This window comes from Streptomyces sp. ISL-43 (assembly GCF_018614195.1).
Lineage (GTDB): Bacteria > Actinomycetota > Actinomycetes > Streptomycetales > Streptomycetaceae > Streptomyces.
In genome coordinates this window covers 330,484-355,903 of sequence record NZ_JAGGOT010000029.1, presented here as the reverse complement: position 1 = coordinate 355,903, position 25,420 = coordinate 330,484, and the positions used below count along the sequence as shown (strand labels likewise).

Annotated in this window: 24 protein-coding genes; 12 read left to right on the top strand and 12 right to left on the bottom strand. The window is 73.4% G+C overall.

What is annotated here, in order from left to right:
* Positions 1–44: 44 nt before the first annotated feature.
* The gene (locus J7F03_RS17725; protein ID WP_214950457.1) at positions 45–2,522 is read right to left on the bottom strand and encodes a YfhO family protein; all 2,478 of its coding nucleotides are present in this window, start codon (positions 2,520–2,522) and stop codon (positions 45–47) included.
* Between the two features lie 347 nt (positions 2,523–2,869).
* Here J7F03_RS17725 and J7F03_RS17720 point away from each other — a divergent pair, with 347 nt between their 5' ends.
* Positions 2,870–3,490: an L-threonylcarbamoyladenylate synthase gene (locus J7F03_RS17720; RefSeq protein ID WP_214950456.1), complete on the top strand. Its 621-nt coding sequence runs from the start codon at positions 2,870–2,872 to the stop codon at positions 3,488–3,490.
* Positions 3,491–3,553: 63 nt separating this feature from the next.
* Here the strand turns inward: J7F03_RS17720 and J7F03_RS17715 are convergent, their stop codons facing one another.
* Genes J7F03_RS17715 through J7F03_RS17705 form a run of 3 tightly spaced genes read right to left on the bottom strand, consistent with a single transcriptional unit; the run spans position 3,554 to position 5,921 of the window.
* Positions 3,554–3,805, bottom strand: coding sequence for a hypothetical protein (locus tag J7F03_RS17715; RefSeq protein ID WP_214950454.1), 252 nt, complete (start codon positions 3,803–3,805; stop codon positions 3,554–3,556).
* On the bottom strand, positions 3,802–4,443 hold the full coding sequence (locus J7F03_RS17710; protein WP_251072037.1) for a TetR/AcrR family transcriptional regulator: 642 nt from the start codon (positions 4,441–4,443) through the stop codon (positions 3,802–3,804). Before J7F03_RS17710 ends, J7F03_RS17715 begins: the two co-directional genes overlap by 4 nt.
* Positions 4,440–5,921 (bottom strand): MFS transporter, encoded by a 1,482-nt coding sequence (locus J7F03_RS17705; protein ID WP_214950453.1) that lies wholly within the window; start codon positions 5,919–5,921, stop codon positions 4,440–4,442. The genes J7F03_RS17710 and J7F03_RS17705 overlap by 4 nt, the downstream gene beginning before the upstream one ends.
* Before the next feature lie 342 nt (positions 5,922–6,263).
* On the opposite strand from J7F03_RS17705, the gene J7F03_RS17700 reads away from it, so the two are divergent.
* Positions 6,264–6,539, top strand: coding sequence for a hypothetical protein (locus J7F03_RS17700; RefSeq protein ID WP_251072036.1), 276 nt, complete (start codon positions 6,264–6,266; stop codon positions 6,537–6,539).
* A 54-nt stretch (positions 6,540–6,593) separates the two neighbouring features.
* Here J7F03_RS17700 and J7F03_RS17695 read toward each other — a convergent pair whose 3' ends face one another.
* A complete protein-coding gene (locus J7F03_RS17695) occupies positions 6,594–7,478 on the bottom strand; it encodes a hypothetical protein (protein WP_214950452.1) in 885 nt (294 codons plus the stop codon).
* Positions 7,479–7,566: 88 nt separating this feature from the next.
* Positions 7,567–8,805 (bottom strand): AI-2E family transporter, encoded by a 1,239-nt coding sequence (locus tag J7F03_RS17690; RefSeq protein WP_214950451.1) that lies wholly within the window; start codon positions 8,803–8,805, stop codon positions 7,567–7,569.
* Positions 8,806–9,077: 272 nt separating this feature from the next.
* Here J7F03_RS17690 and J7F03_RS17685 point away from each other — a divergent pair, with 272 nt between their 5' ends.
* The 7 genes from J7F03_RS17685 to J7F03_RS17655 all read left to right on the top strand — a co-directional run bounded on the left by J7F03_RS17685 (position 9,078) and on the right by J7F03_RS17655 (position 18,921).
* Positions 9,078–9,443: a hypothetical protein gene (locus J7F03_RS17685; protein ID WP_214950450.1), complete on the top strand. Its 366-nt coding sequence runs from the start codon at positions 9,078–9,080 to the stop codon at positions 9,441–9,443.
* 165 nt (positions 9,444–9,608) lie between these two features.
* A complete protein-coding gene (locus J7F03_RS17680) occupies positions 9,609–13,673 on the top strand; it encodes a helix-turn-helix domain-containing protein (protein WP_251072035.1) in 4,065 nt (1,354 codons plus the stop codon).
* A gap of 221 nt (positions 13,674–13,894) precedes the next feature.
* Entirely contained in the window at positions 13,895–14,764 is an 870-nt protein-coding gene (locus J7F03_RS17675; RefSeq protein WP_214950448.1) for an NlpC/P60 family protein, read from the top strand.
* 50 nt (positions 14,765–14,814) lie between these two features.
* Entirely contained in the window at positions 14,815–16,089 is a 1,275-nt protein-coding gene (locus J7F03_RS17670) for a serine hydrolase domain-containing protein (RefSeq protein ID WP_308379659.1), read from the top strand.
* Positions 16,090–16,266: 177 nt separating this feature from the next.
* Positions 16,267–17,007, top strand: coding sequence for an NPP1 family protein (locus tag J7F03_RS17665; RefSeq protein WP_214950517.1), 741 nt, complete (start codon positions 16,267–16,269; stop codon positions 17,005–17,007).
* Between the two features lie 527 nt (positions 17,008–17,534).
* Positions 17,535–17,720: a DUF6381 family protein gene (locus tag J7F03_RS17660; RefSeq protein WP_214950446.1), complete on the top strand. Its 186-nt coding sequence runs from the start codon at positions 17,535–17,537 to the stop codon at positions 17,718–17,720.
* 91 nt (positions 17,721–17,811) lie between these two features.
* On the top strand, positions 17,812–18,921 hold the full coding sequence (locus tag J7F03_RS17655; RefSeq protein ID WP_214950445.1) for a hypothetical protein: 1,110 nt from the start codon (positions 17,812–17,814) through the stop codon (positions 18,919–18,921).
* 20 nt (positions 18,922–18,941) lie between these two features.
* Here J7F03_RS17655 and J7F03_RS17650 read toward each other — a convergent pair whose 3' ends face one another.
* On the bottom strand, positions 18,942–19,292 hold the full coding sequence (locus J7F03_RS17650; RefSeq protein ID WP_251072034.1) for a hypothetical protein: 351 nt from the start codon (positions 19,290–19,292) through the stop codon (positions 18,942–18,944).
* Positions 19,293–19,410: 118 nt separating this feature from the next.
* Here J7F03_RS17650 and J7F03_RS17645 point away from each other — a divergent pair, with 118 nt between their 5' ends.
* Positions 19,411–19,986 carry a YdeI family protein gene (locus J7F03_RS17645; RefSeq protein WP_214950443.1) on the top strand — a complete coding sequence of 192 codons (576 nt, stop codon included), beginning with the start codon at positions 19,411–19,413 and terminating at the stop codon, positions 19,984–19,986.
* Between the two features lie 16 nt (positions 19,987–20,002).
* Here J7F03_RS17645 and J7F03_RS17640 read toward each other — a convergent pair whose 3' ends face one another.
* Both J7F03_RS17640 and J7F03_RS17635 read right to left on the bottom strand, forming a co-directional pair.
* Positions 20,003–20,314, bottom strand: a complete 312-nt coding sequence (locus tag J7F03_RS17640) for a hypothetical protein (protein ID WP_214950442.1) — start codon at positions 20,312–20,314, stop codon at positions 20,003–20,005.
* A 63-nt stretch (positions 20,315–20,377) separates the two neighbouring features.
* Positions 20,378–21,430 carry an aldo/keto reductase gene (locus tag J7F03_RS17635; RefSeq protein ID WP_214950441.1) on the bottom strand — a complete coding sequence of 351 codons (1,053 nt, stop codon included), beginning with the start codon at positions 21,428–21,430 and terminating at the stop codon, positions 20,378–20,380.
* 142 nt (positions 21,431–21,572) lie between these two features.
* On the opposite strand from J7F03_RS17635, the gene J7F03_RS17630 reads away from it, so the two are divergent.
* A complete protein-coding gene (locus J7F03_RS17630) occupies positions 21,573–22,328 on the top strand; it encodes a 2-phosphosulfolactate phosphatase (RefSeq protein ID WP_214950439.1) in 756 nt (251 codons plus the stop codon).
* Between the two features lie 54 nt (positions 22,329–22,382).
* Here the strand turns inward: J7F03_RS17630 and J7F03_RS17625 are convergent, their stop codons facing one another.
* Complete coding sequence (locus J7F03_RS17625) at positions 22,383–23,576, bottom strand: cytochrome P450 (protein ID WP_214950437.1); 1,194 nt, start codon at positions 23,574–23,576, stop codon at positions 22,383–22,385.
* Positions 23,577–23,692: 116 nt separating this feature from the next.
* Between J7F03_RS17625 and J7F03_RS17620 the strand changes: the two genes are divergently transcribed.
* Positions 23,693–24,457 (top strand): dienelactone hydrolase family protein, encoded by a 765-nt coding sequence (locus J7F03_RS17620; RefSeq protein WP_214950435.1) that lies wholly within the window; start codon positions 23,693–23,695, stop codon positions 24,455–24,457.
* 101 nt (positions 24,458–24,558) lie between these two features.
* Here J7F03_RS17620 and J7F03_RS17615 read toward each other — a convergent pair whose 3' ends face one another.
* Both J7F03_RS17615 and J7F03_RS17610 read right to left on the bottom strand, forming a co-directional pair.
* Entirely contained in the window at positions 24,559–24,789 is a 231-nt protein-coding gene (locus tag J7F03_RS17615) for a hypothetical protein (RefSeq protein ID WP_214950434.1), read from the bottom strand.
* Positions 24,790–24,932: 143 nt separating this feature from the next.
* Entirely contained in the window at positions 24,933–25,343 is a 411-nt protein-coding gene (locus J7F03_RS17610) for an organic hydroperoxide resistance protein (RefSeq protein ID WP_214950433.1), read from the bottom strand.
* Positions 25,344–25,420 lie beyond the last annotated feature (77 nt).

Here is a 25,420-nt window from a genome sequence, read left to right as displayed (position 1 = left end):
AGCCCCACAAAACAATCCGTTCCCTGCCGAAGGCCTGGGAATGATCACGGCTCGCGGCGCCGCCGCCACGCCGCTGCGGCCAGGACTCCGCCGATGAGCAGGGTGCCCGCGGCGGTGCCGGCCAGGCCGGCGCTCAGGCCCTCGGGGAGGTAGGAGCACGACAGCCGGTCGGCGCCCGCACCGCCCAGCGGGACGCCCAGCAGCCCGTGGTACGAGACCGGGGCGCGGGCCGGGCCGCCGTCGACGGAGCAGGTCCACCCGGGGGACGCGGTGGTGGCGACCACCGCCGTGCCGGTCGAGCCCTTGGGGAGCCGGGCCTCGACGGTGTGACCGCCCGCGGTGACGGCCGTGGCTCCGGTGGCCTTCAGTCGGGCCACGGCCGCGTCGAAGGCGGCCGGGTCCAGGCAGCCGAGCGCGTCGGGCGGCAGGATCTGGCCGTCCCTCGGGGCGCGGACGGAGAAGTCGAAGCGGCCGTCGGGCGGGACCGTGCCCAGTTCCTTGAGCGGTGCGCTGACGGCGGGCGGCTTGCCGAAGAGGCTCTCGCGGTGGCCGGTGCCCCGGACCTGGACGGTGGCGTACAGGTCGGGCGCGTAGAGGAAGGCCCGCTCCCCCGGGGCGCACCGCGACGAGAAGGCGGTCCAGTGCTCATCGCCCTCGCCTTCGGCCCTGGGCAGGGCGAAGCCCCGCCCGGTGTCGGGCGCGTCGGGGCCGCCGGTGCGCGAGAGCCCGGGCACGGTGTACACCCTGGCGCCGAGGGCGGCGTGGCGCCGGGCCCAGACCGAGCCCTCGGGGGCCCCGTACGCCTGGTCGCTGGCGGGCGGGCGGAGGGTGACGAGCGGCGGGGCGGGCACCGTGCGTGCGCTGACGCCGTTCTCGCCGGCCGGTTCCAGGACGGTGCCGACGCCGAGCAGGGACCGCAGGACCGGGTCGTCGGCGGGCCACAGGTGGCGGCCGCCCATCGCCTGGCCGAGGCCGAGGCCGCGCAGTCCGCGCGCGGTCTCCACGCTCACGTAGCTGCTGTAGTAGCCGCCGCCCTGTCCGCCGACCAGCATGGCGTCGTTGTTGGTGACGAAGACCTCGGGTCCCGCGTCGGAGCGGATGGCGGGCCAGTCCTCCCGCTCCCGCAGGGTCCGGTACGCGTCCACGCCGAGCGTGGTCATCGTCTGGGTGCGGACGGGGCCGCGCCGGCGGGGGTCGTCGACGACGGCGTTGCCGTAGACGGCGTACGTGGTGCCGGCGAAGACCGAGACGGCCAGCAGCACCATGACGCCCATGCGGGCGGGGCGGCGCAGGCCGCGCGCGTAGGCGAGGAGCAGGACGGTGGTGACGGCGCCGCCGACCAGGACGCCGGTCAGGGCATACCGGTTGACCGGCTGGAGGTCGTAGGTGACGGCGACGAGCAGGGCCAGCAGGGCCGCGCCGCCGAGCAGGGCGCGGGGCCGGGGCATGTGGGCGAGGCAGATCCAGGCGGCCATCGCGAGCATGCCGCTGAGGACGAAGGACTCGCGGAAGGGGGCTCCGTGCGGGAGGGCCCCGCCCTGCCAGAGCTTGGCGGTGGGGGTGAGGACGAAGGTGACCGCGGTGAGGAGCAGGAGCGCGAACCAGGCGGCGCGTTCGCGGGCGCGGACCTTCGACTGGAAGGGCAGGGTCAGTACGAGGAGGAGGACGAGCACCCCGGCGTAGATGTTGGGCGCGGGATAGCGGGGGTGGGTGCCCGGTATGAGCATCGAGAGGTAGGTCAGCGGGTCGGCGTCCACGCTGACGACGTACAGCTCGGTGGGCTGGGACCGCTGGTTGGCCCGGGCGCAGACCAGGACGGCGGGGGCGGCGAGCAGCAGCCCGGTGCCGGTCATGGTGGCGGCCCGCCACAGCGCCCGGCCCCGGGTGCGCCAGTCGGTGTCGGCGAGCAGGAGCCGTACGAGGAAGACGAGCGCGGTGGCCAGGGTGGCCATGGCGGCGGTGTAGAAGTTGGCGAACCAGCAGAGGGCGACGAGGAGGCTGCCGAGGACCCAGTGGCGGCCGGTCAGGCACCAGTCGGCGGCTATGCCGAGCATGGGTATGGCGACCAGGCCCCACGTCCACATCGGGACGATGGTGCCTTCGGCGACTCCCCAGCCGCAGACGGCGTAGCCGACGGAGAGCAGGGCGCGCAGCCACGGCGAGCCGGGGCGCAGCCGGCCGAGGAAGACGGTCATCAGGGCGGCGGCGAGGCCCATGCTGAAAAGGCTGACCAGGTAGACGGAGAACTCGGCGTGCTCGCGGGGCAGGGCGCCGGCCAGCCAGGAGAACGGATTGGTGAGATAGGTGAAGAAGTCCCCGAGGAACCCGACGCCGTAGCCGCTCTGCCAGTTGAAGAGCAGGTCGCCTTGGGCATTTCCGTGCTGGAGGTCCCACAGATGGGTGTGGAAGGGCACGTATTGGTGGCGCAGGTCGTTGTCGGCGCGCGGGATGGAGCCGAAGGGATACACGCCATGCGCGGCGAGGCCGGCGCTGTAGGCGGCCATGGATATGAATGCGGCCACGAGAGCGGAAAGGAATCTGACATTCCGCTTTACCTCGCCGACCTGGGCCCAAACCCCTCTTCGGCCTCCCGTGGGGAGGGGGCTTTCGGCAGGCGGGAGAGACGTGGCGGTCATGTGTGGCAAACCCTCGTGCGTGATTCATCGGCCACGGACAGGCCGCCGATTCACGCACCCTATGTACACCGCCGAAAAATTCATGCACCCGATGCTAGGAATATGATCGCAATCACGAACGCATGCGGTCCAAATTGCTATAGAAAGTGGACAATCAGCCACTTATCCGTGCGGGCGATCGCCACCCGACGACCTGCCCGGTAGCGGAACCCCGGATCCCGTAGGCTCGGTGGATGGCAAAGTACTTCGACGTACACCCCGAGAACCCCCAGCCCCGCACCATCGGCAGCATCGCCGACAGCATCCGCTCCGGCGGGCTCGTCGCCTATCCGACGGACTCCTGCTACGCGCTGGGCTGCAAGATGGGCAACCGTGAGGGCGTCGACCGCATCCGGTCGATCCGGCAGCTCGACGACAAGCACCACTTCACCCTGGTGTGCGAGAACTTCGCGCAGCTCGGCCAGTTCGTGATCGTCGACAACGACGTCTTCCGCGCGATCAAGGCGTCCACCCCGGGCAGCTACACCTTCATCCTCCCGGCGACGAAGGAAGTTCCGCGCCAGCTCCAGCACCCGAAGAAGAAGACGGTCGGCGTCCGCATCCCCGACCACGTCGTGGTCCAGTCCCTGCTGGCCGAGCTCGGTGAGCCGCTGCTGTCCAGCACGCTGCTGCTGCCCGACGAGAGCGAGCCGATGACGCAGGGCTGGGAGATCAAGGACCGGCTCGACCACGTCGTCGACATGGTGGTCGACTCCGGCGACTGCGGGACGCTGCCGACCACGGTCATCGACTTCTCCAGCGGCGAGGCCGAGATCGTCCGCCGGGGCGCGGGCGACACCACCCGCTTCGAGTAGCGGCAGGCGGGCGGGCGGGCCGGCGCAGCCGCATCACGCCGGTTCGGGCCGGGTCGCGTCGGGTCAGGAGCCCTGGCGCAGGACGGGCTTGAGGCCGTAGTCGAGTTCGGCGCCGTCCACGAGGATGGCTTGCACCGTTCGGGTGACGGGGTCGATGTCGGCCACCATCCCGTCCCCCGAATAGCGCGGGTAGCCGGAGGCGCCGCTCTGGCCGGTCGGCGCGACGACCGCCGAGCGGATGGCGTCGTCGTCGGATCCGTCCACCACGTGCTCGGGCACCAGCAGGATCTCGAACGTGCGCGGTTCGGTGCTCATCCCCCGACGCTAACCGGCTCCTTCGGATCACGCTGCCCGACGTCACCGTCGATGAGCGTCTGGAGCCCGGGCGCGTACAGGTCCGCCAGCCGCTCCGGCGGCGTACGGGTCCCCGCGCCATCGGGGCGGTGCAGACTCAGCGTCGCCCCCAGACCCAGCAGCTGGCCCGCGATCAGCTCGGCGCGAAGCTCCCGGTCGGCCCCGGTGAGGGAGCCGGCGAGGCGGGTGGTGACCTGCTCGCGGAACCGCGCGCGCAAAAGGGTGCGTTCGTCGTCCATGCCGAGGGAGAAGACCACGCGCAGCAGCGGGTCCCCGCGGAGCTCGTCGCGCAGCCGGACCATGGTCAGCACGAGGTGCCTGCCCAGCGCGGGCGCCCGTGCCGCGAACAGGGCGTCGGCCGCGGGCTGGAAGTCGGCGACCGTGTTGAACAGCCGTTCCTTGCTGCCGAACCGCTTCACGATCAGCGACGGGCTGACGCCGGCGTCGGCCGCGATACCGCGCAGGGTGACCTCGGCGTAGGGGCGCAGGGTGAACGCCCGGCGGGCGGCGCGCACGATGGCGTCGCGGCCGGTACCGGTGTCGGTACCGGATTCCCCGGCGGTGCCCGTGTGCTCTGCGGTCATGTGCTCTGCGGTCATGTGCTCTCCCGGGCGGCGGCCTCGGACTTCGTCACCGCGACCGTACCGGCCGGGGCCGAGCCGGCGGGCGCGGCGGAGCCGGCGGACTCGACCGGCGTCGACCGCGCCGACGGCAGGAAGAGGGCTGCCACCAGCGCGGCGAGCGCCGTGCCGGCCGCGATGAGGAAGATCAGCAGGTACGCGTGCAGGGCAGGCGCGTCGCGTCCGCCCGCCGGGAGCGTGACGCGGGCGAGCACGGCCGCGACGACGGCGCTGCAACCGGCCTGGCCGACCGAGCGCATGAGGGTGTTCAGGCCGTTCGCGGCGCCGGTCTGGGTGGCCGGCACGGCCCGCATGACGAGCGCCGGCAGCGCCGAGTAGGCGAGGGCGGTCCCGCAGGCGACCACCGTGGCGCCGGCCACGATCGGCCCGAGGGCGTGGCTGGTGAAGAACCGGACGACGTAGCCGAGCGCCATGACGGCCGCGCCGAGGGCCAGGGCGGTCCGGGGGCCGTACGCGGCGGAGAGCCGGGCCGAGACCGGGGACAGCGCCACCATGGCCAGGCCGCCGGGGAGCAGGCACAGGCCGCTGACCACGATGGAGGCGCCGAGCCCGTAGCCCGTGCTCACCGGCTCCTGCACCATCTGCGCGGTGGCCAGGGAGTTCGCGTAGAAGGCGAATCCGACGAACAGGGCCGCGAGGTTGGCGAGCAGGACGGCGGGGCGGGCCGACACGCGCAGGTCGACCATCGGCGACGCGGTGCGCAGTTCGTGGCGGCCCCAGAGCACCGCGACGGCCGGGGCGGCGGCGAGCAGGCCGAGCGTGCGCGGCGAGGTCCAGCCCCAGTCCGCGCCCTGGGTGATCGCGAGCAGGAGCGCCACGAGGGTGGCGGCGAGGCCGAGGGTGCCGGGTACGTCGAAGCGGCCGGCGGTGCGGGTCGGCGATTCGGGAACGGCCCACAGCACCAGGAGCAGGTCGAGCAGTCCGAGGGCGGCGGCGGCCCAGAACATGGCGTGCCAGTCGAAGTGCTCGACGACCAGGGCGGCGGCCGGGAGTCCGATCGCGGCGCCGATCCCGAGGGTGGAGCTCATGAGGGCGATGGAGGGCAGGACCCGTTCGGGCGGGAGCTCGTCGCGGATGATGCCGATGCCGAGCGGGATGACGGCGAGCGCGGACCCCTGGAGGGCGCGGCCGACGATCAGGACGGAGATGTCGGAGGTGACCGCGCACAGCACGGATCCGGCGGTGAGGACGGCCAGCGAGGCGAGGAGCACGCGGCGCTTGCCGTACATGTCGCCGACGCGGCCTAGCACGGGAGTGAAGACCGCGCCGGTGAGCAGGGTGGCGGTGACGAGCCAGCCGACGGCGGCCGGACTGCTGCCCGTCAGGTCCGGTACGTGCGGCAGGAGGGGGACGACCAGGGTCTGCATGACGGCGACGACCGCGCCGCAGAACGCGAGGACGGGAACGATCGGGCGGGTGCGGGTCTCGGCGGGCATGTCGCTCCCCAACACTGGCCCGAGGGGGTGCACGCTTGTTCACCCCGAGGGTAAACGCGCGTGCACCCCTCTGTCTCCCCGTCCGTGACGGTTCTTTTCAGCCGTTTCGCCCAACCCGAGAACCGGTCGCGTCCGGGGTCGCGTCGTGGGCAGCACGTACGTCAGCACGGGGAAAGGCACCGACCATGTTCTCGCCGTCGCGACCGGCGGCTTCGCTTCGGCCGCCCCGGCGGAGGCTCCCGCCGCCGCTCCCGAGGCCTCGGCGGCGCAGCCCTCCGTATCGGGCAGCCCGGAGGGCGCCTTCACCCGATCGCCGACTTCTACGGCGCGTACATCGACGCGGTGTACGACGGTGACGGCAAGACCTCGGACCAGCTGCGCGCCTTCTACCTCGCCGAGCCCCTGCGGGGACGGCTGACGAAATGGGAGGAGACCCACCACGCCGACGGGGTCCTGCGCGCCCAGAACGTGCCCCTCGGTTGGAAGGTCGCCTCGACCGGCAACGGCACGGGCAAGGCCAACGCCACGGTGACCCTCACCTGGGGCGGCGGCGACACCACCCGGATCCGCGTCCAGGCCGACCTCGCCACGCGCAAGATCGTCTCCATCGAGGACTGACAGTGAGGCCGGGCGGACCGGGCACAGGCAGGCCCGCACAGGCGCGCACCGCGCCTAGGAGCGGTGCGCGCCGTCCTCTCGCACCGCCTCGTCGCGCGGCGCCGAGGGGTGGCGCAGCAGGCCGCGGGCCCAGCGTTCGTTGAGGCCCGCCAGGAAGCCGATGGCGCCCCAGAAGAACCATGCCTTGACCATGGCCTGGTGCCCGGCGGCGGTGAGCGGTCCCGGTCCGCACAGTTCGGCCGGGGTGAGCGGCGGGGTGAGGACGGTGAGAATGCCGCCGCTGACGAGCAGGAAGAGCGAGGTGGCCAGGAACCACCCCACCACCACGCGGTACCAGCCCTCCTGGCGCAGCGTCTGGGACAACTGGACCGGATCGGCGTCCAGGATGCCGCGCCCGGCCCGGGAGCGGATGAGCTGCTGGGGATCGCGCAGCCGGATGATCACGCTGAACACCGCGCCCATCGCGCCACCCGCGAAGCACACCAGGGCGTGGACGAGGGCCAGCCGCTCCTGGCAGCCGAAGTCGACGCCGAAGAGCCCGGGCAGCCACGCCCCCAGGGCGAAGACCACGACCAGCACCACCGGACTGACCACGACACCGCAGGTCAGGCCGATGTTCAGACCGCGCGCCCCGGCGGTCACCGTGTCGGCCTCCAGCCGGGACTCGGCGAGCGCGACCGCCGTGTCCAGCCGGGCCACGTCGGCGCCCCGGGCGACCGCGCGCAGGGCGCGGAGCAGGTCCTCGGCGACGGCGGCCCGCGTACGGCGTTCGAAGGCCCGCTGCGAAGCCGCGTAGAGCCGGTCGAGGCGCAGCATCAGCTCCGGTTCGGCGCACCACAGTTCGCGCAGCCGCTCCGGTTCGATGCCGGGCACGTCTTCCAGTGCCCGTATCTCCCCGTCGGCCGCGCCCAGGAACCACTCGAGTATCCCGCGCCGCATCCCGTCCCCCTCTTTCGCAGAGCAGTTCTATCCTGCTTCCGCCCGGGACGGTACCCGCCCGCCGGCCCGGGGGCTCCGCCGCCTTGCGTTACGCCCGGCTCCACCACCGCGACCGGCCGGCGGGCGGGGCCGGTACGTCGGCCTGCGCGGGAGGTACGTCGGCCCGGACGGGCGGTACGCCGGCTCCGGCGGTGCGCAGGGACTGGCGTACGGACCAGGCCACCGAGACCAGGGGCACCGCCACCACGGCGCCGACGATCCCGGCGGCGATGGCTCCCGCCACCACGGACAGGGCCACCACCATGGGGTGCAGCCGGACGGCCCAGCTCATCACCAGGGGATGCAGCAGTTGCCCCTCGATCTGGCCGATGACCACGATGAGCGCGACCACCAGGGCCGCCACCAGCGGCCCCTTGGTGGCGAGGGCGACGACCGCGGCCACGCCGAGGGCCACCGGGGAGCCGATGAGCGGGACGAACGCCGCGACGAACTCCAGCAGCGCGAGCGGGACGGCCAGCGGAACACCGAGGCCGAACAGGGCGATGCCCACCAGGAGGGCGTTGGTCGCGGCCACGAGCACGATGCCGTGGGTGTAGCCGGTGAAGGTCCGCCACGCCGCGCTCCCGGCCACGGCCACCCGCTCCCGGGCGCCTTGCGGGAGCTGCCCGCAGAACCAGCTCCACTGCCGGTCGCCCGAGTAGATGAAGAAGACGGAGCAGAACAGTCCGAGGGCCGCCACGGTGAGCACCGACACGACGCGTCCCGCCCCGCTGAGCGCCGTGCTCAGCAGGGTCGAGCGATGGCTGGAGAGGTAGGTGCCGATCCGGGTCTGGACGTCCTCGAGCACGTGGGAGTCCATCCGGAACGGCGGGCCGCTGAGCCAGTCCTGGATCCTGCCCAGTCCCTCCTTGAACTCCCGTACCAGTGCGGGCCACTCCCCCGCGACGGCCTCACCGACCAGGGCGAGGGAACCGAGCACCACCACCGCGCTGACGATCAACGCGCAGGCCACCGCCGGCGCTCGGGGCAGCACCCGGGCCAGGAGGCCGGCCGGCGGCCGCAGCATCGCGGCCGCCACCAGCCCCAGGAAGAGGGCCAGGGCGATCTCGTGGAACCGTCCGAGGACCGCGAACACCGCGTACGCCGCCGCGCCGACGACCAGGAGCCGCCAGGCATGGGCGGCCGCCGTCCACAGGACCGGGGACACCCTCGTACCGGCCCCACCCGCCTCGCCGGCCGCACCGGCCCGGCCGGCACCGCGCGGGACCGCCTGGCGCCGCGGGCATGTCGGGCGGCGCACCGGCCGCGTCACGCGTCGCCTGGTCATGTGCGGCCGCACCTCCGGGGTGTGTTGGTCCCCTCGGGCTATCACCCCGGCGGCGCCCGCCCGGCGCGGCGCGCAGCGGGTTCGCCCGAAGGTCTCACCCGCGCTGGGCCGAAGGAGCCGCCCCGGCCGTTGCCCCTCCTGTGGTGATCTCGCTGGTCACGGGCGGTTTCCCGGCCGGGCGGCCGACGGGCGACGGGAAACCCGTCGACCCCCGGGTCCGCCGGGGACAGGCTGAAGGCGTCAGCACGGAGCAAGACCCACAAGGGGACATCATGCGCAAGATGATCCGCGGCGCAGCCGCGTTCGCCACCGCCACGGCCGCCGTCCTGGCACTGAGCGGCACCGCCGGCGCGCAGCCGGCCGACACGTGGGCCGGCTGCCCGGACGGGGCGGTCTGCATCTACCCCCAGAACCAGAACCCCGCCGTCAAGCCCAGCCAGATCTTCCACAGCTACGGGGCGCACAACCTGAACAACCAGTACGGCAACCACTGGGTCCTCAACAACCAGTACGGCGGCGCCTCGGCGAGCCTGTGCACCGGTTCCAACGGCGTCAACTGCGGCAACCCGATCGCCCAGGGCAGGGGGGTCTACGCCGACCTCGGGCCGATCAACTCGATCACCCTCAACCGGCCGTAGCCGACGGCCCGTTCGCAAGGGTGTTCCGGAGCCGGCCGCCGGGCGGTTCCGGAACACCCTTGTTTCACGCCACGCCGCACGAATGGCCGGTCGGCCCCGCGGCCCCCGCGCTAGCCTGGGCACCTGCCTCTCACAGCCTGGGCGCGCATTGCCATGGGGGACGTCTTGGGGGATCCGGACCGCGGACGCACCGCCGGCCGCCGGCACACACCGCACGATTCGACGGACGGCGTCGCGGCGCCCTTTCCCGCCCAGCTGAGACGTCTGCGCGTGCAGCGCGGCCTGTCGCTCGCCGACCTCGCGCGCGAGACCCATTACAGCAAGGGCTACCTGAGCAAGATCGAGACCGGCGCGAAGCCGGTCACCACCGACGTCGCGCGCTGCTGCGACCGGGTTCTGGGAGCGGAGGGCGAACTCCTGCGGCTGGTACCGGAGAGCGAGGGGCCCGGGCCCCCGGCGGGATCGCCCGCCGGCGCCGCCGGACCGGCCGGATCCGGGGCCGGAACGCGCGCCTGGTCCGATGTCGAGTCCGGCACCCCGCCCGGTCCGCAGTCGCAGGGCGAGTGCCCCTACCGGGGCCTGCCGGCGTTCACCCCCGAGGAAGCGGGGTGGTTCTTCGGCCGGGAGCGCGCCACGTCCGCCCTCGTCGAGCGGCTCTTCGAACGCCTGGGCCACGGGCCGCTGCTGCTCGTCGCCAGGTCGGGAGCAGGCAAGTCCTCACTGCTCAGCGCCGGTCTGGTACCGGCCCTTCGGCGCGGCGACTTCCCGGTGGCGGGCGCCGACGGCTGGCCGGTCGTCCGGTTCACCCCCACCGCGCACCCGCTGCAGGAGCTGCTCGACGCCGCCGCCAAGGCGCTGGGGGGCGATCTCGGGATCAGCCCAAGGGAGTTGCGCACGCGCCCGGAGCGGCTGCTCGAAGCCGTGCACCGACGCGCGAACGGCGGCAGGCCGCGCCCGGACACGGTCCCCGGGCCGGGACCGGGCGAGCGGCTGCCGCCGACCGTGCGGCCGGTGCTGCTGGTCGATCAGTTCGAGGAGCTGTTCACGCTCTGCGCCGACGAGGAGGAGCGCCGCGCCTTCGTACGCGTGCTGCGCGCCGTGGCCGTGTCCCGGCCCGCGCGGACCGGTTACGACCCGGCCGCCGTCGTGCTCGGCGTGCGGGCCGACTTCTCCGGGGACTGCCTGGACCTGCCCGGGCTGGCCGCCGTATTCGCCGACGGGCTGTTCGTCCTGCCCCCGATGTCCGTGGCGGAGCTGCGGGAGTCCATCACGCGCCCGGCCGAGCTCGCCGGGCTCACCCTGGAACCAGGGCTGGTCCCGCTGCTCCTGCGGGACGCGGGCGTACGCGAGGCCGCGGAGCGCACCGCACCGCACGGCGCCCCGCACCCCGGTCCGCACGGCGCCCCGCACGCCGGCTCCGAGGTCCGCCCGGAACCCGGCCCTGGCACCGGTCCTGACTGGCCCGGCGAGACGCCCTCCGCCGCCCTGCCCCTGATGTCCCACGCACTGATGGCCACCTGGCAGCGGCGCGAGGGGGCCACTCTCACCGTCGCGGGATACGAGTACGCCGGCGGGATCCAGGGCGCCGTCGCGCGGAGCGCCGAGCAGGTATTCGCCCGCCTCTATCCGGCCGAACAGCACACGATCCGGCGGCTGCTGGTGCGCCTGGTCCACATCGCCGACGGTGCGGTGCCCACCCGGCGCCGGGTCAGCCGGACCGCCCTGCTGGAGGGGCAGGCCGACGCCGACCGGACCTCCGCCGCCCTCGACGCCTTCGTACGGGCCCGGCTGGTCACCACCGACAGCGCGACCGTGGAGATCACCCACGAAGCCCTGCTGCACGCCTGGCCGCGCCTGCGCGGCTGGATCCACGCCGACCGGGCCGGGCTGCTCGTCCACCAGCAACTGGCCCAGGCCGCCGACGAATGGGTCCGCGAGGGGCACGACCCCTCCGTCCTCTACCGCGGCACCCGCCTCGACACCGCCCGGGCCTGGGCGGACGAGCTCGGTGCAGGAAGGCTCGGCCCGCGGGAAGCGGACTTCCTCCGTGCGAGCCGGGCCGCGGAGGAGAGCCGCCGCCGCCAGGCGGGCCTCCAAGTCCGCCTGCGCCAGCGGATGCTGGCCACGCTCGTCGTCCTGCTCGTGCTGGCACTGAGCGCCGGCGCGGTGGCGTACCAGCAGCGGGCCGGGGCGCTCGGCCAGGAGCGGACCGCCCGCTCGCAGGCCCTGGCCGCGCGGTCCCTCTCGCTGGCGTCCGGACAGCCCGAGGCCTCGATGCTGCTCGCCGAGGAGGCGTACCGCGCCGAGGCGACTCCCGAGGCGCGCGGCGCCCTGCTGAGCACCCAGTCGCAGCCGTTCCTGGCCCGGCTGGGCGGGCACGGCGGGCCGGTCAACTCGGTGGCCTTCGCGCCGGGCGGCGCGCTCATGGCGACGGCCGGCTCCGACGGGAGGGTGCTGCTGCGCCGGGTGGCCGACCGGCGCACGGTCGCGGCCTTCACCCTGCCCGGCCGGGTGCGCACAATCGCCTTCAGCCCCGACGGGCTGACCCTGGCGGCCGGTTCCACCGGCGGTCCGGTCCGGATCTGGCCCGTCTCGGCGTCCGGCGCCGGGCCCGGCGCGCCGGTGGTGCTGCCCACGCGTACGGCGGGCGCCCGGGCACTGGCCTTCGCCCCCGACGGGCGCACCCTGGCGATCGGTTCCGCCGACGGGAACGTCCTGCTGCTGGACCCGGCCGGCGAGCACCGTGAGATCGCGGCCTTGACCGGGCACACCGCACGGGTCAACTCCCTCGCGTACGCGCCGGACGGCCGCTCGCTCGTGTCGGCCGGCGCCGACGGAACCGTACGCATGTGGGACACGGCGCGGGCCCGTTCGCTCGCCGTGCTGGAGGGTCATACCGGAGAGGTGCTGGGGGCGGCCTTCGCGCCGGACGGGCGGACGGTCGCCACCGGCGGCGTCGACCGGACCGTGCGGGTGTGGGACGTCACCGCGCACGCCGTCCTCGCCACCCTCACCGGGCACAGCGACGACGTCAACGCCGTCGCCTACACGCCCGACGGTACGACGGTCATCAGTGCGGGCGGCGACGGCACCACCCGGTTGTGGGACGTCCGGGGCTGCCGGCTCACCGCGACGCTCGCCGGGCACACCGACTACGTGCTCGCGGTGGCGGTGGACCCGGCGGGCTCGGTGCTGGCCACCGCCGCCTTCGACCAGTCCGTCGTGCTGTGGGACCTGCGGGGGCCGGTGCTGACGGCCCGTCCGTTCACCGAGGTCTGGCACGCCGCCTACAGCCCCGACGGGAAGACGCTGGCCACGGCCGACGCCGATCACACGGTGCTGCTGTGGGACGTGGCCGCACGACGGGTCCGGGCCACCCTCAACGGGCACGCCGAGACCGTGTTCTCGGTGGCGTTCGCCCCCGACGGCCACACCCTCGCCTCCGCCGGCGCCGACGGCACCGTACGCCTGTGGGACGCCGCCACCCACATCCCCCTCGCCACCCTCACCGGGCACACCGGGACCGTGTTCTCGGTGGCGTTCGCCCCCGACGGCCACACCCTCGCCTCCGCCGGCGCCGACGGCACCGTACGCCTGTGGGACGCCGCCACCCGCACTCCCCTCGCCACCCTCACCGGGCACACGGACTTCACCAACGACGTCGCCTTCAGCCCCGACGGGCGGACCTTGGCCAGTGCGGGGGACGACCTGACCGTCCGGCTCTGGGACGTGGCCGGGCGACGTCCGCTCGCCGCGCTCACCGGTCACGCGGGGGCGGTACGGGCCGTCGCGTTCGCCCCGGACGGGCGGACACTGGCCAGCAGCGGAAACGACGGGACGGTCCGGCTGTGGGACACGGGGCGGCGCCGCGTCACCGCCGTGCTCACCGGCCACACCGGCTCCGCGCGGGGCATCGCCTTCTCCCCCGACGGACGGACCCTGGCCAGCAGCGGCAACGACCGTACGGTGCGGCTGTGGGGCGTGTCCGGAGGCCGGCTCCGGGCCGCCCTGTCCGGTCATACGAACGCGGTCTGGGGCGTCGCCTTCTCCCCCGACGGGCGGACGGTCGCGAGCAGCAGCAACGACGGCACCGTACGGCTGTGGAATCCGGACCCCGGGGCGCGGCTGGCGGACATCTGCCGCATGGGGAGCGGCATCGGGCCGCGGGAGCGGCAGGCACTGATACCGGGCCTGCCCGTACGCGCGGCCCGCGACTGCCCGAAGGGGTAGGGCGGGCGGCGGAAGTCCGTGGTCGGAGGGGGTTTCCCGGGGGTTTCCCGTTGCCCGTCGCAGTGGTGCCGCGCCCCGCCCTCGACGCGGCGCGGCGACGGCCGCCAGTCTGGTCCCCGGACGGGCGCCGGCCAAGTCCCGGCCGGACGGCGGCGCTTCGACGCCACCGGCGGCCGCGTAGGCCGGCGCCGCCGCGCCCGTGAGAAACGAGGTATCCCACCATGCTCCACCCCACACGTCCGAGCCGGACGGCTCCGCGCCGGACGGGTCTCATCGGAACGCTCCTCGCGCTCCTGGCCGTTCTCCTCTGTACCCCCGCCACTCCGGCGACCGCCGAAGGCCCGTGCCGGGTCCTGGCGCCGGGCGCCTCGGCTGCCGCCGAGCGCGCCGTCGCAGCCGCCTGCGAACAGGTGGGAAAGGGCGTCTGGTACACCTGGGGCGGCGGTCACGGCCCGCAGCCCGGTGCCACGTACGGGCAGGTGGATCCCACCGATCCGGCCAGCGAGCACGATCCCGAACGGCTCGGCTTCGACTGCTCGGGACTCGTGCGCCACGCCTACGCGCAGGCCACCGGCTCGGACCCGCTGAACGGGGTCGCCAGTGCGCAGTACTACACGCACCGCGCGGCCGCGCGCTTCACCGCCGTCCAGGGGTCTGCGCCGCTGCTCCCCGGCGACCTGCTGGTATGGGGGACCTCCCAGCACCTGCACCACATCGCCCTCTACCTCGGCGCGGGCAAGATGGTGGAGGCCAAGCAGTCGGGCACCAAGCTGATGGTCAGTGACGTGCGGCTGACGAACGGCTACTACGGGGCGGTGCGCGTCGACACGGGCCCGGCCGTCGGGCACGTCGTGCGGACGTGGGGCTCCGGTGTCTGGACCAAGGCCCTGCCCTCGACGGCGGCCGCGCGGGTCTACGCCCTGCCCGGGCCGACGACGGTCCGCGTCGAGTGCCAGAAGCACGCCGAGCCGGTGACCGCCGACGGTTACACCAATGACGCCTGGTCCTACCTTCCCGACTACCAGGCGTGGATGACGAACATTTACATCCAGGGACCGGCTTGGCTGGAAAGTGTGCCTGCCTACCCTTGATCATCCGTAAGGTCGGGAATGATCAACCACCCCCCGAGTCGAGGAGCAACGTGCGTCCGTCCCCTTCCCCCTCCCCTTCCCGCGAACGTCGTCTGGCCATCGGTGCCGCCCTGCTCGCCGTCGTGGCCGGCGGCCTGCTGCCGGCCACCGCCGCCCACGCCGCGCCCGTGGCGCAGGCCGCACCTCAGTCCGCCGTCGAGACGGCCGTCGCGCCCGATCTGGAGGCGCTGACGCAGGCGCTGCGCAACACCACGGCGGCCGGAGCGCCGGGCGCGATGGCCCGCTTCACCGGTCCGGGCGGAGTCCAGAGCAGGGTGGAGGGCGTCCGCGACCGCACCACGGGCGCGGCGATGGACCCGCGGGCCCGCTTCCGCATCGGCAGCGTCACCAAGACGTTCTCCACCGTCGTCCTGCTCCAACTGGTGGACGAGGGACGGATCAAGCTCGACCAGCCGGTCAACAGCTACCTGCCGGGCCTGCTGCCGGACGACCGGATCACGGTGCGCCACCTGCTGACCCACCGGAGCGGTCTGGCGGACTACACCAACGTGATGTTCGAGCACACCGTGCCCGGCTTCGAGTCCGTCCGGAACAAGGTGTTCACGTACGGGGAGCTCGTCGGCCTCTCGCTCGCCGAACCGAGGACCACCGAGCCCGGCGTGGCGTACAAGTACTCGAACACCAACTTCGTCGTGGTGGGCATGCTGATCGAGAAGGCCACGGGCAAGCCGGTGGCCAAGGAGTACGACCGGCGCATCATCAAGCGCCTCGGACTGAAGAACACCTCGTACGTCCACCCCGGCACGGCCATCAAGGGCCTGCACGCCAACGGCTACCTCCACCCCGACGAGGCGGGCGCCCCGCTGGTCGACTCCACGGAGCAGACCGTTTCCTGGGCGCAGTCCGCGGGCGCGATGATCTCGAACGCGGCCGACCTCAGCACCTTCATGTCCTCCCTGCTCGGCGGAAAGCTGCTGCGCCCGGGCACGCTGGACGCGATGCTCACGATGACCCCGACCGACACCACGAACACCCGGTTCTACGGGCTGGGTCTGCGCCGGTACGACCTCTCCTGCGGTACGCAGGTCTACGGGCACACGGGCACCGTGCAGGGCTTCTACACCTACGCCTTCACGACCCGCGACGGCAGCCGAGCCCTGTCCGCGATGGCCAACACCTCCAACCGGGGCCAGGCCAACACCGCCTTGGGCGGGACCCTCGAGGCGGCGTTCTGCGGCAAGGCGCCCGCGGCCGGCCCGGCCACCGCGCGCGGCTTCGCCTTCGGCCCGGCGGCGGCGGAGGCGGACCTCCCGGAGCGCGGCTGACGGTGATTCCCGGAAACGGGCGGCTCCCGCCCCCTTGGCGTGGGGGCGGGAGCCGGGAAAGCTGAACTCCGCATTCCCGCACGGGTGTTGTCCCGTGCGACCGATGAGGAGGACACGATGGCCGACGCACCGCCCGTGAAACGTTCCCCGAGGGGGCCGGGCCGGCGTGCCCGCAGGATGTTCGCGGCCACGGCGGGGGCCGCGGCCCTGGTCCTCGCCGTCCCGGCGATCGCGTACGCGGCGCCGCCCGCGGCCCTGCCCGCCAACGCGGACGGGCTGGAACAGACCTTCCAGCCCGCCTACGACTACGACCGGGACGGCTGCTACTCCACGCCCGCCATCGGTCCGGACGGCACCATCGCGGGGGGCCTGAAGATGGGCGGCGACGTCAACGGCAGCTGCCGCGACCTCTCCGACCTGAACAACACCAACGGCTACTCCCGCGCGAAGTGCAACAACGGCTGGTGCGCCGTCATGTACGCGCTCTACTTCGAGAAGGACCAGGTCTCGCTCGGTCCCGGAAGCGCCGGACACCGGCACGACTGGGAGCACGTCGTGGTGTGGATCCAGAACAACCAGGTCGCCTACGTCTCCACCTCGGCGCACGGCGGCTTCAAGGTCCACACCAGCTCGCAGATACGGTTCGACGGGACCCACCCGAAGATCGTTTACCACAAGGACGGAATCAGCACGCACTGCTTCCGGGCCGCGAACTCCAACGACGAGCCGCCGGAGAACCACAAGGGGACCTGGCAGTACCCGCCGCTGGTCGGCTGGAACGGCTACCCCGCGGGCCTGCGCGACAAGCTTAGCCAGGCCGATTTCGGCAGCGCCCTCCTCGGCATCAAGGACGGGCAGTTCAACGGCCACCTCGCCAAGGCCAAGCCGGCCGGGATCCCCTTCGACCCCAACGCGTGAGGGCCGGCGGGGCGGGGCGGGCGGCCAGGGCGAGCCGGTCCGTGTAGCAGCCGCCGAGGGCGGCGGCGCTCCACCCTCCGTCCACCCCCGACGCCCCCGCTCCGGCTCCCGATCCGGCCCCCGGACCGTCCCGCCTCCGGGCGATCGGCGGCCGGGCCCCCGCCCGGCCCACGGCCGCCGCCGCGATCCACAGCATCGGCGCCGCGACCGCGGTTCTGCTGTGGCTCGTGGCCGTCGGCACCCTGCTCCACGAGCCGATCCTCACACCGCCCCTGGCCGCCAGCGCCGCCCTGGTGCACAGCGCTCCCACCCTGCCCCTGGCGCAGCCGCGCGGGGCTGTTCGGCGCGACCCTCCTGATCGTCCTCACCGGGTACGCCGCCTCCCGCGCTCGGCGCGAGGCGCCGAGGTATCCCGCGTACTGGTGGTGAACCCGATCACCGGGGCTGACGGTTCGAGATGCGCGCGGGGCGTGGGGCTGGTTCGCTGGATCGCACGCGCCGTCCCCCCACAGCGCCCAGGAGTGATCATGAGTGCAGGCGAAACCCACGGCCGGTCCCGGCAGCTGCGCGACAAGGCCCGGGAACTGAACGAGGCCGCCGCGCGGTCGGCCGACCCCGAGGAGAGCCGGCGGCTGCGGGAGAAGGCCCATCGCCTGCAGGAGCAGAGCGAGAAGGAGCGCGTCATCGACGACCCGGGCATGGACCTGCGGTAGTCGCCCGGCCCGCATACGCCCCGCCGAAGGCGATGCCGGGCCCCACCGGACCGGCCGCGGGCTCCCCGCGGCCGGCTCCTAGACTGCGGCAGTGATCACACCCGACATAGCCGTCCGCTCCGCCGTGGAGTCCTTCGACACCGCGATCGCGGAGCACAGGATCCAGCTCCTGGAAGCCGCGTACCAGGACCTCGCCGTACTCCCCAAAGCCACCCTGGCAGAGCATTCGCCCGAGCTGGGACCGCATCTCGCCGGGCGGCTCGGCGAGATGCCGCAGTGGCACGCGGCCGTCTACGCCGTCTTCGTGGGCGCGCTGGTGGAGTGGAACGCCGACGCGGTCGCCTGCGCGCGGCCCGTCCTGGACGGCCTGCGCGAGAGCCTCGAGCGGGCTGTCGAGTTCGCCGGGCTCTGGCAGGAGCGCCACGGGGACGAGGTGGAGCTGCCGGATCCGGAGGGCATGCCGAGCCCCGAGCAGCAGAAGGCCTTCGGGCCCGACTACGGGGACGTGTGGCACGCCCCCTACTTCGGCTGGCTCACCGTCCACCACTGGGAGAAGGCCGCGGTCGCCGTCCTGGCCGATCCCCGGGTCCGGGCCCGTCTGGACGGTCCGGACCGCCTCGGCGACCGGGACGCCCTGGTGGAGCTGACCCAACGGCTCGAACCGCACATCGGGGACCTCCAGTGCGCGCAGCGCGCGCTCCTGCTCCTCGACGACGAGCCGCTGCTGGTCCTGGACCGCGCTTCCGGGCGGGCCTTCCGGATGCGGATGGGCGGGATCGCCGACAACTACCAGCTCCAGACCCTGCTGGCCGGCGTCCTCATCGGCGGCGGACACCTCACCGGCGCGGCCCCGAGCGCCGAGGCCTTCGCGCTGAGCTGCGACGCACCGATCGACATGGACCGCCTGGACGCGCTGCCGCAGGCGGTCGAGTGCTTCAACTTCGCGGAGCCCTCGGGCCGCTGGATCTGGAGCGCGACCACTCCCAGCCGGATCCCCGTGGTCGACGGCGTGCGCCGGCTCGTCCTCGATCCGCCGGTCTTCCAGCACGGATACCCGGCCGTACGGTTCCTGCCGCGGGTCCCCGGCCGGCTCGTGCTCGAAGCGGTGCTCGAGCCGGCCGAGGCGGCGCCGTACTTCGCCGGCGTCCGGGAACTGATGTCCTGGCAGGAGGCAAGCCGGCTGGCCGCCGACGCCTACTGAGCGGGGAGAACGGGCGGCGTCTACTGAGCGGCGGCCGCCGCGGGCGCCTCGTCCAGCTCCCAGGCGTGGCGCTTGAACTCGCGCGCGAAGTCGGCGTGGTCCTCCCACTGGCGGGCGATGCCGCGCAGCACGTCCCAGTGGTGCTCGACCGCCTGGTCGATGACCCGGCGGACCGCCGGCTCGGCGGTCGTCCGCTGCTCGATGAGCCCCTTGGCGACGGACGCCTCCAGCGCCGCGTTGCGCAGCGCGCGCAGGGCGCGGGAGGTGTCGTCCATCGCGAAGCCGCTGTCGCTGCCCGTCTCCTCGGCGAAGAGCGGGGTGAGCCGCGCCTCGATGAAAGCGGTGATCCGCTCGAAGTGACGTACGTCCATCGGGGGCTCCATCTCGGGTCGTTCCGGGTTTCCGGCGCGAACCGGGTCCGCGCCGCCGATCATTATCCCGCACCCCCGACACCCTCCCGGCTCCAGGGGCGGGCACTAATCTGGCCCCATGGACGAGCTGGACGGCGTAGAGGTCATCGCCTTCGCGGATGCCGGGGCCTTCGAGGAGTGGCTGGCCGGGCACCACACCCGGCACGAGGGCGTGTGGGTCAAGCTGGCGAAGAAGGCGTCGGGGATCGCGTCGGTCTCCTCGGACGAGCTGGTCGACATCGGGCTCTGCTACGGCTGGATCTCCGGGCAGCGCCGGTCCCTGGACGAGCGGTACTACCTGCAGAAGTACGTGCCGCGCAGGCCCCGGAGCCTGTGGTCGCAGGTCAATGTGGACAAGGTCGCCGAGCTGACGGCCATGGGCCGCATGCGCGAGCCGGGCCTCGCCGAGGTGCGCAAGGCGCAGGAGGACGGCCGCTGGGCGGGGGCCTACGCCTCCCAGCGGACGGCGGAGGTGCCGCCCGACGTCACGGAGGCGCTGGCGGCCGACCCGGCGGCCCGCAAGGCCTTCGAGGCCCTCGACCGGACCGGCCGGTACCTCGTCGTCCTCCCCCTCCTGCAGGCCCTCACCCCGGAGATCCGCCGGACCCGCCTGGCCAGGGCCGTACGCCTTCTCGCGGGGGGCGACACCGACTGACCCGGACGCCGCGCGCTCAGGGCTCCGGCCGGACTTCCCTGCCCTGGCCGGAGCCGTCGACGCGGACCAGCAGCGTGCCGAGGTCCCGGTAGCCGAAGGCGACGTCCATCGCGTCCGGCGAGATCACGTCGAACCGGCCGGGGAAGAGCCGCTGCCGCAGGGGCGTCCCGTCCGCGTCCGGCCGCAGGACCCCCAGCCACGGATGGCGGACCGGACCGGCGTACCGGGCGCAACAGGGCGCGAGCCGCTCCGAGGCGACCGCCCCGCAGACGGGGCACAGGAGGTGGAGATGACAGGCCGGGTCTCCGCCTTCGCCGGTGGTGTCCATGGAGTCGAGGCTATGCCCAGTCGTCGACGTGGCGCCGGGCCCGCGCCATGTCGACGGCAGCTCCTAGCGCACCTCGGTGGCCGTGCGGCGGTAGGTGGTGCGCCGGTCCTCGATCTCGTGCCAGCGGTCGCCGTAGATGGTCTTGACGACGGACGGTTCCCGGACGAAGTCGTGCGGGAACCCGAGCGGAACGGCGCTCACCTCGTCGAGGCGGGCCACCGCGTCGGCGTCGAGGCGGACGTCGAGGCAGCCGAGGTTGTCGGCGAGCTGGCTCTCCTTCGTGGCCGCGATGATCGGAACGATGTTGCCGGGGCGGCCGAGGAGCCAGGCCAGCGCCACCTGGGCAGGGGTCCAGCCGCCCTGCTCGGCGATCTCCAGGACGACGTCGATGACGTCCTCCTCCCGCGGGGTCGGCTTGACGCCCCAGGCGTCCAGCCGACCTCCCTCGCCCCGGCGGTACTTGCCGGTGAGCTTCCCCGCCGCCAGCGGGGCCCAGGCCAGCACGGCGAGGTCGAACGCTCGTGCCTGAGGCAGGAGTTCACGTTCCGGCGTCCGCTCCAGCAGGTTGTAGCGCAGCTGTGAGCCGGCGAACGCCGACCAGCCCCGCAGCTCCGCAAGGGTGCCCGCCTGCGCGATCTCCCAGGCGGGCCAGTCCGAAACGCCTATGTACAGGGCCTTTCCGGTGCGTACGAGGTCGTCCAGCGCGCGCATCACCTCGTCGACCGGGGTGAAGTTGTCGCGGGCGTGCACCCAGAGGATGTCCAGGTGATCGGTACGCAGCCGCTTCAGGCTGTCCTCCACCGACCGCACCAGGTTCTTGCGGTGGTTGCCCGCCGCGTTGACATCGCCGTCGCGGGTCCCGCAGGTGTACTTGGTGGCCAGCACGAACTCGTCGCGCCGCCCTTCGAGCAGTTCGCCGAGGATCCGCTCCGCACTGCCGTCGGTATAGATGTTCGCCGTGTCGATGAAGTTGCCGCCCGCCTCCGCGTAGGCGTCGACTATTCGGGCGCTGGTCTTCCGGTCGGCTCCCCAGCCCAGGTCGTCGCCGATCGTCATCGTCCCGAGGCTCAACTCGCTCACGCGCAGACCGGTCTTGCCGAACAGTGTGTACCGCACGTTCTTCCCCCTTCACGCAGGTCGTGGGTACGACGCTATGTGCTGGAGCACACTTCAACGCAAGCGCCGGCCGGCGCGAACCCCGCCGCGGGACTCGCCCCGCCGGTGCCGTCGTGTGACCGCGATGGCATCGTCGTCGGCTATGGACGCATGGTTTCTGCAGACAGGCAGCGGGGCGCGCTTCGACTGGGGGCCCGTCGGCGCGCAGCGGCTCGCGACGGATGTCGCGTGCCTGGTGGTCGTCGACGTGTTGTCGTTCACGACCTCGGTGACGGTGGCGGTGGAGGGCGGGGCGCGCGTCTTTCCCCATCCCTGGCGTGACGAGTCCGCGGCGAGGTTCGCGGACGAGGTAGGCGCGCGGCTGGCCGTCGGTCGGCGTGCGGCCACGTCGGCGGCGCCGTGGTCACTGTCACCGGCGGCGCTGAGGGACGCTCCCTTCGTCCCGCGCCTGGTCCTGCCCTCCCCCAACGGCTCCTCGATCGCGGCGGCGGCCGGCGGGTCGACGGTGGTCGCGGCGTGCCTGCGCAATGCGACGGCGGTGGCCGACTGGCTCGCCCGGCACGGCTACGGGACCCTCGACCGCCCGGTCGCAGTCATCGCCTCCGGCGAGCGCTGGCCCGACGGCGGCCTGCGCCCCGCGCTGGAGGACCTGCTCGGCGCGGGAGCGGTCCTCGCGGCACTGCGGAAGCGCCGGCGCGGCCCGCTGTCACCCGAGGCCTCCGCCGCGGCCGACTGCTTCGAGGCGACACCGGACGTCGCCGCCGCGGTCACCGGCAGCGCGTCGGGCCGGGAACTCACGGAGGGCGGCTTCGCCCGCGACGTGGCCATCGCGACGGAACCGGACTCCTGCGACATCGTCCCGGTCCTCACGGACGGGGCGTTCAGCGCAGCCGGCTGACCCCGCGCCCGGTGGGCCGGCCGGAAGGGGTCGGGGTCGGACGGGCCCGCCGGTCTACCAGCGGAGCGGGAGGCGGCTCACGCCGCGCATCAGGCTGCCCGTCAGCCAGGGCGGGGGGCCCGCCGCCGGGTCTTCGGCCAGGTCCGGGAAGCGTTCGAGCAGGGAGCGGATGGCGATGCGGCCCTCCATGCGGGCCAGCGGGGCGCCGATGCAGAAGTGGAGGCCGTGGCCGAAGGCCAGGTGCCCTTGTGGGGCGCGACGGATGTCGAAGGCGTCGGGTTCCGGGAAGCGGACGGGGTCGCGGTCGGCGCCGGCCAGGGAGACGAGCACGGTGGCCCCGGCGGGGATGGTGGCGCCGCCCAGGTCCAGGGCCTCGCGGGCGTAGCGGTAGGTGGAGTGCTGCACGGGGCCGTCGTAGCGGAGCATCTCCTCGACCGCCCCGTCGAGGAGTCCGTCGAAGTCGCCTCGCAGCGCGGCCAGTTGCTCCGGGTGGGCGAGCAGGGCCCGTACGCCGTTGGAGATGAGGTTGACGGTCGTCTCGTGGCCCGCGACCAGCAGCAGGAAGGCCATCCCGACCACTTCGTCGGACGAGAGCGAGTCGCCGTCCTCGTCGCGGGTGCGGATCAGCGCGCTCAGCAGGTCCTCGCCGGGGTCCTTGGCCTTGGCCTCGATGAGCTCCGCGAGATAGCCGCCGAGCATCCGGTGCGCGGTGTTGTCCGGGGCGCCGGGGGCGGGGGCGACGACCGCGTTGGACCAGTAGCGGAAGCGTTCGCGGTCCAGGTCGGGGACGCCGAGGAGTTCGCAGATCACGGTCATCGGCAGCGGGAACGCCAGCGTGTCGATCAGGTCGGCCGTGCGCTCCGGCCGCGCGGCCATCGCGTCGAGCAGCTCGTCGGTGATCTGCTGGACACGGGCGCGCATGCCTTCCATGCGGCGGGCGGTGAACTCCCGTGCGACCAGCCGGCGCAGCCGGGTGTGGTGCGGCGGGTCGGACTCCAGCATGTTGGCGTTCACCGCGGTGACGAGGGCGTCCGGGAAGTGCCCGGAGCTGCGCCAGTCCTTCGACAGGGCGGGGTGGTTGAGTGCCTGGCGCGCCTCGTCGTGGCCGACGACGAGCCAGCTCGGCTCGTACTCGTCGGCCGTGACGATGACCTGGTGGACCGGTCCCGCCTCACGGAGTCTCGCGTAGTAGGGGTAGGGGTCGGCGTTGAAGTCTTCGGCGCCGGCACTGATGTCCACGACTGGCATCGGACCACAGTAAAACGGCGGTTGGCGCCGGAGAGGGCGATTTCAGGACACTCTGGGATGACCCGGCGATCACGGTAGTCTGCGGCCTTCGCCAAAAGATAAAGAGGGGGACGGCCATGACGACCGCACGCGAGGTAGTCCGGACATCCGTGGAGATCGTCACGCGGGACGGTACCGCCGATGCCTATCTGGCCCGGCCCGACGGCGACGGCACGTATCCCGGGGTCCTGCTGTACATGAACGCCCTGGGGGTCCGTCCGCACATCAAGTCGATGGCGGACCGGATCGCCGCGGCCGGGTACGTCGTGCTGCTGCCCAACCTCTTCTACCGCCACGGGCGCACGCCGGTCTTCGAACTGCCCGAGTTCGTCGACTTCGACCGGCAGCCGGAGCTCTTCGACCGGGTCGTCCCGGTCCTCGACTCGCTGACCCCCGAGCTCGCGATGCGCGACGCGGGGGCGTATCTGGACTGGCTCGCGGGCTTCCCCGGCGCCGCCGCCGGACCGGTGGGGATCACGGGGTACTGCCTGGGCGCCCGGCTGGCCCTGCTCACGGCGGGCACGTATCCCCAACGGGTGGCGGCGGCGGCCGGTTTCCACGGCGGGTTCCTGGCCACCGGAGCGGCGGACAGCCCCCACCTGCTCGCGCCCGAGGTGACGGCGGAGCTGTACTTCGGCCACGCGGACCAGGACCCGTCGCTGCCCGCCGAGCAGGTCGACCGACTGGAGAAGGCCCTCACCGAGGCCGGAGTCCGCCACCGCGCCGAGGTGTACGAGGGCGCGCCGCACGGCTACACCCTGGCCGACACGTCCACCTACGACGCGGCCGGCGACGAGCGCCACTGGACGGCGCTGTTCGCGCTGCTGGACCGGACGTTCTGACGCGGTGAAGGGGCGGGAAGGGGCGGGTAAGCACCACGGATGCCTCCCCGCCCCACCCTTCTGCGCGTTCTGCGCGCTGTGCGCTGTGCGCTTCCACGGTTCTACGGGGCTTCGGCGCTCACCCCGCACTGACCCGACCGGGGTCCGACGACGGTGGTCCCGCTGACGCGCGGCGCCGGTTCGTTGGCCTCGCAGCGCAGCGGGCCGACGACCCGGTCGGCCGAGAACTCGACGCCTCCGGTGTTGGCCTCCAGGGAGACCGGGCCGGTGATGGTGTTGCCCGCGCAGTCCGGCGCCCCCGAGCCCGCGGCTGGATCCGAGCCGATCAGCACGGAGCCGCTGGAGGCGCGGACGGCGAGGGGCCCGCGCTGACATACACCGGAGCGGCCGCGCTCGCCGCCCGCGCCGCGCGTGCGTCGGGCACGGCGGGCTGACGGAGAGGACGGCCGCTCCGGCGATACAAGGAGACCGGGGACTACTCGACGACGAGCTCGACGGGGATGTTGCCGCGGGTGGCCCGGGAGTACGGGCAGACCTCGTGCGCCTGCTTGACCAGCAGGGCACCGGTCTCGCCCGCCAGGGCGTCGGGGAGCTCCACGCGCAGGATGACGGCCAGCCCGAAGCCCGCGCCGTCCTTGCCGATGGAGACCTCCGAGGTGACCGAGATCTCGCTGGTGTCGACCTTGGCCTGGCGGCCGACCAGTCCGAGCGCGCTGGCGAAGCAGGCGGCGTAGCCGGCCGCGAAGAGCTGCTCGGGGTTGGTGCCCAGACCGTTCCCGCCGAGGGCCTGGGGCATGGCCAGCGCGAGGTCGATCTGACCGTCGGAGCTGACTGCGCGGCCTTCGCGGCCGTTGGCGGTGGCGACAGCGGTGTAGAGCGCGTCCATCTCGGGGGTTCCTCTCACGGGGCGGAGGCGGGGCCATCGGTCGGCGACCTCGCTCCATGAATATGGCACACAATTCA

Excerpts from the sequence above, each read along its gene's own strand:
- J7F03_RS17720 (WP_214950456.1), top strand. The coding sequence starts at position 2,870 with ATGGCAAAGTACTTCGACGTACACCCCGAGAACCCCCAGCCCCGCACC.
- J7F03_RS17715 (WP_214950454.1), bottom strand. The coding sequence starts at position 3,805 with ATGAGCACCGAACCGCGCACGTTCGAGATCCTGCTGGTGCCCGAGCAC.
- J7F03_RS17710 (WP_251072037.1), bottom strand. The coding sequence starts at position 4,443 with ATGACCGCAGAGCACATGACCGCAGAGCACACGGGCACCGCCGGGGAA.
- J7F03_RS17705 (WP_214950453.1), bottom strand. The coding sequence starts at position 5,921 with ATGCCCGCCGAGACCCGCACCCGCCCGATCGTTCCCGTCCTCGCGTTC.
- J7F03_RS17695 (WP_214950452.1), bottom strand. The coding sequence starts at position 7,478 with ATGCGGCGCGGGATACTCGAGTGGTTCCTGGGCGCGGCCGACGGGGAG.
- J7F03_RS17690 (WP_214950451.1), bottom strand. The coding sequence starts at position 8,805 with ATGACCAGGCGACGCGTGACGCGGCCGGTGCGCCGCCCGACATGCCCG.
- J7F03_RS17685 (WP_214950450.1), top strand. The coding sequence starts at position 9,078 with ATGCGCAAGATGATCCGCGGCGCAGCCGCGTTCGCCACCGCCACGGCC.
- J7F03_RS17675 (WP_214950448.1), top strand. The coding sequence starts at position 13,895 with ATGCTCCACCCCACACGTCCGAGCCGGACGGCTCCGCGCCGGACGGGT.
- J7F03_RS17665 (WP_214950517.1), top strand. The coding sequence starts at position 16,267 with ATGTTCGCGGCCACGGCGGGGGCCGCGGCCCTGGTCCTCGCCGTCCCG.
- J7F03_RS17660 (WP_214950446.1), top strand. The coding sequence starts at position 17,535 with ATGAGTGCAGGCGAAACCCACGGCCGGTCCCGGCAGCTGCGCGACAAG.
- J7F03_RS17650 (WP_251072034.1), bottom strand. The coding sequence starts at position 19,292 with ATGGACGTACGTCACTTCGAGCGGATCACCGCTTTCATCGAGGCGCGG.
- J7F03_RS17645 (WP_214950443.1), top strand. The coding sequence starts at position 19,411 with ATGGACGAGCTGGACGGCGTAGAGGTCATCGCCTTCGCGGATGCCGGG.
- J7F03_RS17640 (WP_214950442.1), bottom strand. The coding sequence starts at position 20,314 with ATGGACACCACCGGCGAAGGCGGAGACCCGGCCTGTCATCTCCACCTC.
- J7F03_RS17630 (WP_214950439.1), top strand. The coding sequence starts at position 21,573 with ATGGACGCATGGTTTCTGCAGACAGGCAGCGGGGCGCGCTTCGACTGG.
- J7F03_RS17625 (WP_214950437.1), bottom strand. The coding sequence starts at position 23,576 with ATGCCAGTCGTGGACATCAGTGCCGGCGCCGAAGACTTCAACGCCGAC.
- J7F03_RS17620 (WP_214950435.1), top strand. The coding sequence starts at position 23,693 with ATGACGACCGCACGCGAGGTAGTCCGGACATCCGTGGAGATCGTCACG.
- J7F03_RS17610 (WP_214950433.1), bottom strand. The coding sequence starts at position 25,343 with ATGGACGCGCTCTACACCGCTGTCGCCACCGCCAACGGCCGCGAAGGC.